At 57.8% G+C, this 6,983-nt stretch carries 6 protein-coding genes; 3 read left to right on the forward strand and 3 right to left on the reverse strand.

Going from position 1 to position 6,983, the window contains the following annotated elements:
- Nucleotides 1–84: 84 nt before the first annotated feature.
- A complete protein-coding gene (locus BLL38_RS29365; RefSeq protein ID WP_130898291.1) occupies nt 85–2,136 on the reverse strand; it encodes a hypothetical protein in 2,052 nt (683 codons plus the stop codon).
- Nucleotides 2,137–2,596: 460 nt separating this feature from the next.
- Here BLL38_RS29365 and BLL38_RS29370 point away from each other — a divergent pair, with 460 nt between their 5' ends.
- Nucleotides 2,597–3,847: a ribonucleotide-diphosphate reductase subunit beta gene (locus BLL38_RS29370; protein WP_076965325.1), complete on the forward strand. Its 1,251-nt coding sequence runs from the start codon at nt 2,597–2,599 to the stop codon at nt 3,845–3,847.
- A gap of 61 nt (nt 3,848–3,908) precedes the next feature.
- On the opposite strand, the gene BLL38_RS29375 is transcribed toward BLL38_RS29370, so the two are convergent.
- Together BLL38_RS29375 and BLL38_RS29380 are read right to left on the reverse strand one after the other, a co-directional pair.
- Nucleotides 3,909–4,208 (reverse strand): putative quinol monooxygenase, encoded by a 300-nt coding sequence (locus BLL38_RS29375; protein ID WP_076965328.1) that lies wholly within the window; start codon nt 4,206–4,208, stop codon nt 3,909–3,911.
- Nucleotides 4,209–4,291: 83 nt separating this feature from the next.
- Entirely contained in the window at nt 4,292–5,302 is a 1,011-nt protein-coding gene (locus BLL38_RS29380) for a zinc-binding alcohol dehydrogenase family protein (RefSeq protein WP_076965326.1), read from the reverse strand.
- A 112-nt stretch (nt 5,303–5,414) separates the two neighbouring features.
- Between BLL38_RS29380 and BLL38_RS29385 the strand changes: the two genes are divergently transcribed.
- Nucleotides 5,415–6,305 carry a LysR family transcriptional regulator gene (locus tag BLL38_RS29385; RefSeq protein WP_076965329.1) on the forward strand — a complete coding sequence of 297 codons (891 nt, stop codon included), beginning with the start codon at nt 5,415–5,417 and terminating at the stop codon, nt 6,303–6,305.
- 36 nt (nt 6,306–6,341) lie between these two features.
- Nucleotides 6,342–6,830, forward strand: coding sequence for a DUF1289 domain-containing protein (locus tag BLL38_RS29390; protein ID WP_076965327.1), 489 nt, complete (start codon nt 6,342–6,344; stop codon nt 6,828–6,830).
- The last annotated feature ends 153 nt before the right edge of the window (nt 6,831–6,983 follow it).

The following is a 6,983-nucleotide window of genomic DNA, read 5'->3' on the forward strand; positions in this document are numbered from 1 at the left end:
TTGTGCTTAGTCAGGTAAGCTCGGTTCGGTCAGACGCCCATTGATAACGATGTTTTGGAAGCGGGATTGTTTCGCTTAGCAAGCTCAGAAAATTAACTGACTGTTGCACTTGCTCCTTGAGACCGCCCTGCCTTGAGTCACGTCTCCCTTCTGAAACGACTCAATCGCGCTGCGCAGCCCCTGAAATGTACTGAATGCCTGGAAGCCCAAGCCGGCAGCCCGCGTTTTTCCAAACTTGTCCACGCCACCTGAATCAAAGAAATTCGCAGGCATCGGTTGTTTAGTGCGAACTATCTCTTGAATCTGAGCAGAAACTTTGTGCACTTGCTGCATCTGTTTTTCAAAGTTGTCAGGTATCTTTGAAACTTCGGTACTGGGGATCAGCGGTCCAGCGGACGGATCACGATGAATCGCAATTTCAAAGAACAGCTTGGTTGCCTGGTCACTGAACCGCACATCACCGGAACCGGACCATGCCTTGAAACGCGCAAAATCAATTTGCAGGTTAGTGGCCAACAGCTTGCCATTTGGATCACCTGCCGGCTGGGCTTCTATCGGCTTGCCGTGGATATTGATGCCCATTTTGTAGAGATCGACGCGACTGATATCCAGGGTGCCGATACGTATCGGCGGCTGGCTATCATCGAGAGCCTGAAGGCGCTGCACTTCCCCCGTCTTGCTGATGACCGTGGGTGTACCCAACGTGGCAAGAGGCGCACCCGCCTGGTTTGGGGCAAACAACTGGCGATCGCGCTGCATTTGTCTATCGATGTACGGAAAACCAGGAGGCGGGGTTGCTTCGGCGAGGGTGCGCACCAATTTTTGCTCAAGCCCCTGCATGCTGCCAATGTACGGGGAGCCCGGGTACTGTTTTATAAAGCCCTGAACAGTTTTCAATGAGTCGAAAGTAGCGTGATACTGGGCCATGCCTTTTTTGGCATGTATGTTGTCCACACTTTCCAGAACATTTTGATAAACCGCAGCTTCCATACCTACAATAGGCTTTGAATGTTTTCTAAAATCAGCCGAGGAAGGCAGGCGCTCACTATCAACTACTTTTATCGTATCAAGATCGGCCAAGGGGGCATTATAGGCCAGTCGCATCCGGGTGGAGGTCGGTCTAAGCTCAGGGATATGGTCTGGGTCAAATACGCTGAACCTGTATTTAGGGTTATCCAGATCGTCGTTGTATGGCTTAATTAATTTTTTCAGATCGGGATCGGTAAAGATTTTCTTCATTGCCCTCGTAAATGCCTTGGCAGAAGAAGACCTGATCAAGCCAATATTGGGGTCGGCGTAGTAATAGGTCGGTTTACCGTCTGCTCCCACCGTCACCCCTGCCGATAGACGATGCTCTCCGTTCGAGATAATCAACGTCGTTGGGGCTTTGGCTTTGAGGATCTGCGATACAATCGACTTGTAAGACCCGAGCCTGTCAGTGGCAGGATCATGTGCATTGTTGGGAACCCCGGCGTACTTCTGGGCCCTGGCGATCGCAGCAAAAAACGCCTTAGATTCAGGCGTGTCGGGAGAAGCAAGCGCCTGGTATATATTGCCCAGAAAAATATCAGCCTTGCCCTCTATTGTCGCCAGAGACAGGAGGTGTATTATGCCCGCACACTGTCCGCCGCTCGATTGGTTAATCATAGAGAGATAGTAACTTTGCGGCATGGGCGTCAACTTAGTTTCTTTACTCGATACCAAGTCGGCAAATTTCAAAACATTTTCTTGATTCATTATAATCGTACGCTTTTCCGCCAAGTACTTCAGCATGCCTAATTGCTCATCAGTCACACCTGGCTTTAATGCCATTTTATAAAACTGGGAACTGCTCATCGAATCCGAATAACCATCAGGCAGAGGCACCTCCCCCGGTGAGTTATACCCTCGCATATACGCCTCTCGGCCCTGGCCCTGTTTGACAGCTTCTACTTTTGAAAAAAAATCATCTGCGCTGCTCATTTCGGGAGCAGCCGTCGCCGGTATATCCCTACGTACACGGCGCCTCTCTGGCACATCGTTGTGCGTCGAAAGTTGCCCCTGTGCGGGTTCTTCATGGGACGTTGGCTGGCGGTTTTGAGCTGGGTCATTGGATCTAACAAACGACAGAGTATTGGGCAGGGATGGCAGGCGCATAATCACTCCAGCTAACAGGTTTGGTTCGCTCAATATCCTTTTATTTGAAGGGCTCCTAGAGTGAGAAACCTAGCACCAGACCCAACACTGTCATGACAGACAAATCCGGGAAAAAACATCAAGGTGTTACCAAATGCAGCGCTCCCCTCACCACAGGTTTTCGACGGCGTTTTTATGCACCTAGAAGATGCTTTCGGCGTCTTCCTGGGTGGCTGGGCGGATCAGTAGATTTTTCATTCCCTTGAAATTCCGAGCGGGGCCAATAAACCCAGGCGTTATCGCTGATCTTGCGTCGGGCAGCGACCGAAGACCGCACATCTTGTGCGTTGACCAACTTTCCTACACACCATATAGTGTGCTCACACACGAAGCCGACCACTACATAGTGTGCGATGCCGGTAATTATCAAGTTTTTGGACGGCTTCACACGCCGTCAGAACAGACCAGGAAGGAGTATTTCATGCTGAGTTGGGATGAAGCCGACAACGAAGACACCGGTGCAGCCGTGATCCGTGGCGCCAACGCCGGCCACGCCACCGAAGCCAACATGGACCGCCTCGACGGTGCCGGCGCCGCTGCCGCCCTCGAAGCCCGCGCCGTCACCGCCAATGACTCCGCCGCCATCGTGCGCGCCAAGGCCGCCCTGGACAAACTCGACATCGCCGAAGGCCTGGCCGAACTCGAAGGCGCCGCCGCCCGTGTCGCCGTTGACGAAAAGCGCATGATCAACTGCCGCGCCGACCTCAACCAACTCGTCCCCTTCAAATACGACTGGGCCTGGCAGAAATACCTCGACGGCTGCGCCAACCACTGGATGCCGCAAGAGGTCAACATGACCGCCGACATCGCCCTGTGGAAAAACCCCGAAGGCCTGACCGACGACGAACGTCGCATCGTCATGCGCAACCTGGGCTTCTTCTCCACCGCCGATTCCCTGGTGGCCAACAACCTGGTGCTGGCCGTGTACCGCCTGATCACCAACCCGGAGTGCCGCCAGTACATCCTGCGCCAGGCCTTCGAAGAGGCGATCCACACCCACGCCTACCAGTACTGCATCGAATCGCTGGCCATGGATGAAGGCGAGATCTTCAACATGTACCACGAGATCCCATCGGTCGCCAAAAAGGCCGCCTGGGGCCTGAAGTACACGCGCTCGATCTCCGACCCGAAGTTTGAGACCGGCACCGTCGACACCGACAAGGAACTGCTGCGCAACCTGGTCGCCTACTACTGCGTGCTGGAAGGCATCTTCTTCTATTGCGGCTTCACCCAGATCCTGTCCATGGGCCGTCGCAACAAAATGACCGGCGTGGCCGAGCAGTTCCAGTACATCCTGCGCGATGAGTCGATGCACCTGAACTTCGGCATCGACGTGATCAACCAGATCAAAATCGAAAACCCACACCTGTGGGATGCCGAGATGAAGGAAGAAGCGACCCAGATGATCCTGCAAGGGACCCAGCTGGAGATCGAATACGCCCGCGACACCATGCCGCGCGGCGTGCTGGGCATGAACGCGGCGATGATGGAGGACTACCTCAAGTTCATCGCCAACCGTCGCCTGTCGCAGATCGGCTTGAAGGAAGAGTACCCAGGCACCACCAACCCATTCCCGTGGATGAGCGAGATCATGGACTTGAAGAAAGAGAAGAACTTCTTTGAGACCCGGGTGATCGAGTATCAGACCGGTGGGGCGCTTAGCTGGGACTGACCGCCCACACCGCCTGTAGGCGCGACAAACTCGCGCCTACAGGCGGTTGCGATGCATGGCGTCAGTGGGAAACTTGCTCAAGAAAGATCAGCTTCAGGGGCTCCTGGAGCAAGTCATCCGCCGTGGCGGCAAAGCGTTGGAAGTACGGCATCGCAAAATGCGCATCGAGGGCCGCCTGGTCCTTGAACGCTTCACGCATATAGAACGTGCCCGGCTCATCACGCAGCTCGAACAACACATAATCCAGGTTGCCAGGCTCGGTGCGGGTCGGCTCGACCAAACCCAGCAGGCCGGCCTTGAGCGCTTGTTCCTGGCCCGGTTTGGCCTTGAGTACGGCGATGGATATCAAGGGTTTGCTCATGTTGGCGACTCCATTGGTAGGTTGGCTGGCGCATGCGGCGAGCATCACACACAGCGATAAGCCCAGGGCTTTGATCAGGGTGTTCATTGGAAATCCTCCAGCACAATCTTGCCCCGCGCCTTGCCGCTTTCCACCAGGGCATGGGCGCTGCGCATATTGGCCGCGTTGATCGCGCCGAAATGTGCGCCAAGGGTGGTGTGCAACACGCCCTGGTCGATCAGGTGGGCCACCCGGTTGAGCAGGTGGTGTTGCTGGATCATATCTACCGTTTCAAACAGCGAGCGGGTAAACATCAGTTCCCAGTGCAGGGACAAGGATTTGAGCTTGAGCGGCATGACATCCAGGCTGGCCGGGTCGTCGATCAACCCCAGCCGCCCTTGGGGGCGCAGCACTTCGACCAGTTGCGCCAGGTACTCCTCGGTATGCATGAGGCTGGCGACATGGCTGACCGCGTCAATCCCCAACGCTTGGAGTTGGGCCAGCATGGGCCGGCGGTGGTCGATCACATGATGGGCGCCCATACGCTGCACCCACTCGACAGTCTCCGGGCGCGAGGCGGTGCCGATCACGGTCATCTGGGTGAGTTGACGGGCCAGTTGCACCAGGATCGAACCCACACCGCCGCCGGCACCGACCACCAGCAGCACATCGCCCGCGCCTGCGCCTTCAGGCACACCCAGGCGGTCGAACAGCAGCTCCCAGGCGGTGATCGAGGTCAGCGGCAAGGCGGCGGCGTGCGCCGCATCCACTGTGCGCGGACGATGGCCGACGATACGCTCATCAACCACCTGGAACTCGCTGTAGCTGCCAGGGCGGATCAGGGAGCCGGCGTAGTACACCGCGTCGCCCGGCTTGAACAGGGTCACGTCGGCACCCACCTGGCGAACGATGCCCGCTGCATCCCAGCCGAGGATTTTCGATTCCTGGGCGTAGGTACCAGAGCGCACCTTGGTATCGATCGGGTTGACCGCCACAGCCTGCACTTCCACCAGCAGGTCCCGAGGGCCTGGCTGGGGGGCGTTGATGTTCACGTCGATCAGCGAGCGTGGGTCGTCGATGGGCAGGCCATGTTCGGTAAAGGTGATTGCTTTCATGGGAACTCACGAGTGATGAGGGGCGATGGCCCTCGATGGCTTGCATCATTACCGTTCCCTGGGCGAAGAAAAATCGACAAAATGCAGCAACACTTTCATTGCCGGAGTGAAAATGATCCGCATCGATGATCTCGGGCTGTTCCTGCGCAGCGCCGCCCTGGGCAGTTTCACCGCCGCGGCAGTGGAGGCCAACCTGTTGCCCGGCCAAGTGGCGGCGGCGATCAAGCGCCTGGAGCGGGAACTGCAGGTGCGCCTGTTTACCCGCACCACCCGCAGCCTGCGCCTGAGCGCCGAGGGCGAACAGTACCTGCCCACCGCCCGTGGCGTGCTTGAGCAATTGGCGCTCGGGCAGGAACGCTTGCGCGGCGATAACGCGCCGCTGCGGGGCACGTTACAGATCGCCGCGCCGTCGGACCTGGGGCGCAATCTCCTATTGCCGATGCTCACCGAGTTCCGCCGCCAACACCCTGAATTGACCTTGCGTTTTCTGGTGTCGGACCAGGTCACCAACCTGTTTCGCGACCCGGTGGACGTCGCCCTGCGTTACGGCTGGAACGCGGACGCCAACTATATCGCCCTGCCCCTGGCGCCCTGGAACCGCCGGGTGCTGGTGGCGTCGCCGGACTATGTGGCGCGCCACGGTGCCCCCGCGTCCATCGACGACCTGACCCGCCACCCCTGCCTGTTGTACCTGCAAAACGGCCGCCTGCATGACCGCTGGGAACTGGGCGCGCACACGGTGCAGGTCGCCGGCCCGTTGTTCAGTGACGACGCCGATGTGGTGCGGCGCTGGGCGGTTGCCGGAGAAGGCATCGCCTACAAGTGCTGGCTGGATGTGTATGCCGAGGTGCAGGCACAACGCCTGGTGGTGCTGTTGCCGGAGATTCCCGGGGATGTGTACCCCTTGAGTTTCGCCTGCCCCCATCGTGGGCAGATGTCCCGGGCCGTCACCCAGTTGTATCAATACTTGAACCAGCAGTTCAGTGCGCTGGAGCGCCTGTGAACCCTTTTGTCGTGGATTAGGAAAGACGCGGTTTTTATGCCCAATCAAACCATCAAGACGCCCTGCGTCGGCCTGTGTTCCACCGTGTATGGCGACCTGGTATGCCGTGGCTGCAAGCGCTATCACCATGAAGTCATCCAGTGGAATGGCTACAGCGCCGAGGAAAAACAAGCGGTCTGGCTGCGCCTCGAACAGTTGCTGGTGCAGGTCATGGCCAGCAAGCTGGAGGTGTTTGACCCGGCGCGCCTGCGCCAGCAACTGGACGCGCGCAAGATCCGGTTTATGCCGCACCAGTCGCCTTATTGCTGGGCCTATCAGTTGATTGCCCGGGGCGCGCGGGTGATTTCCAGGCTGGATGCGTATGGCTTGGCGTTGCTGCCGGAGTTTCGCGAGCGGCACTTGGCTGACTTACGTGACGCGATTGATCGGGAGTTTTTCCTGCTATCGGAGGCGCATTACCAGCGCTATATCGCGCCGGATTTTTTGCGTGAGGCGTTTGGGCCCCAGTTGATAGCCACTCTCTAAAGCACACCACAACCCCCTGTGGGAGCGGGCTTGTGTGGGAGCGGGCTTGCCCTAATGCCAGTCAGTTAAGCCCTCCCGCTTTCTTTTTGGGGTATTTGACCGGCCTGGGCTTGACCACCCTGGGGTAACTTCGTTGACGCCTGGCAGGTAACA

The organism is Pseudomonas gessardii, from assembly GCF_001983165.1.
GTDB classification, from domain to species: Bacteria; Pseudomonadota; Gammaproteobacteria; order Pseudomonadales; family Pseudomonadaceae; genus Aquipseudomonas; species Aquipseudomonas gessardii.

Excerpts from the sequence above, each read along its gene's own strand:
- BLL38_RS29365 (WP_130898291.1), bottom strand. The coding sequence starts at position 2,136 with ATGCGCCTGCCATCCCTGCCCAATACTCTGTCGTTTGTTAGATCCAAT.
- BLL38_RS29375 (WP_076965328.1), bottom strand. The coding sequence starts at position 4,208 with ATGAGCAAACCCTTGATATCCATCGCCGTACTCAAGGCCAAACCGGGC.
- BLL38_RS29385 (WP_076965329.1), top strand. The coding sequence starts at position 5,415 with ATGATCCGCATCGATGATCTCGGGCTGTTCCTGCGCAGCGCCGCCCTG.
- BLL38_RS29380 (WP_076965326.1), bottom strand. The coding sequence starts at position 5,302 with ATGAAAGCAATCACCTTTACCGAACATGGCCTGCCCATCGACGACCCA.
- BLL38_RS29370 (WP_076965325.1), top strand. The coding sequence starts at position 2,597 with ATGCTGAGTTGGGATGAAGCCGACAACGAAGACACCGGTGCAGCCGTG.
- BLL38_RS29390 (WP_076965327.1), top strand. The coding sequence starts at position 6,342 with ATGCCCAATCAAACCATCAAGACGCCCTGCGTCGGCCTGTGTTCCACC.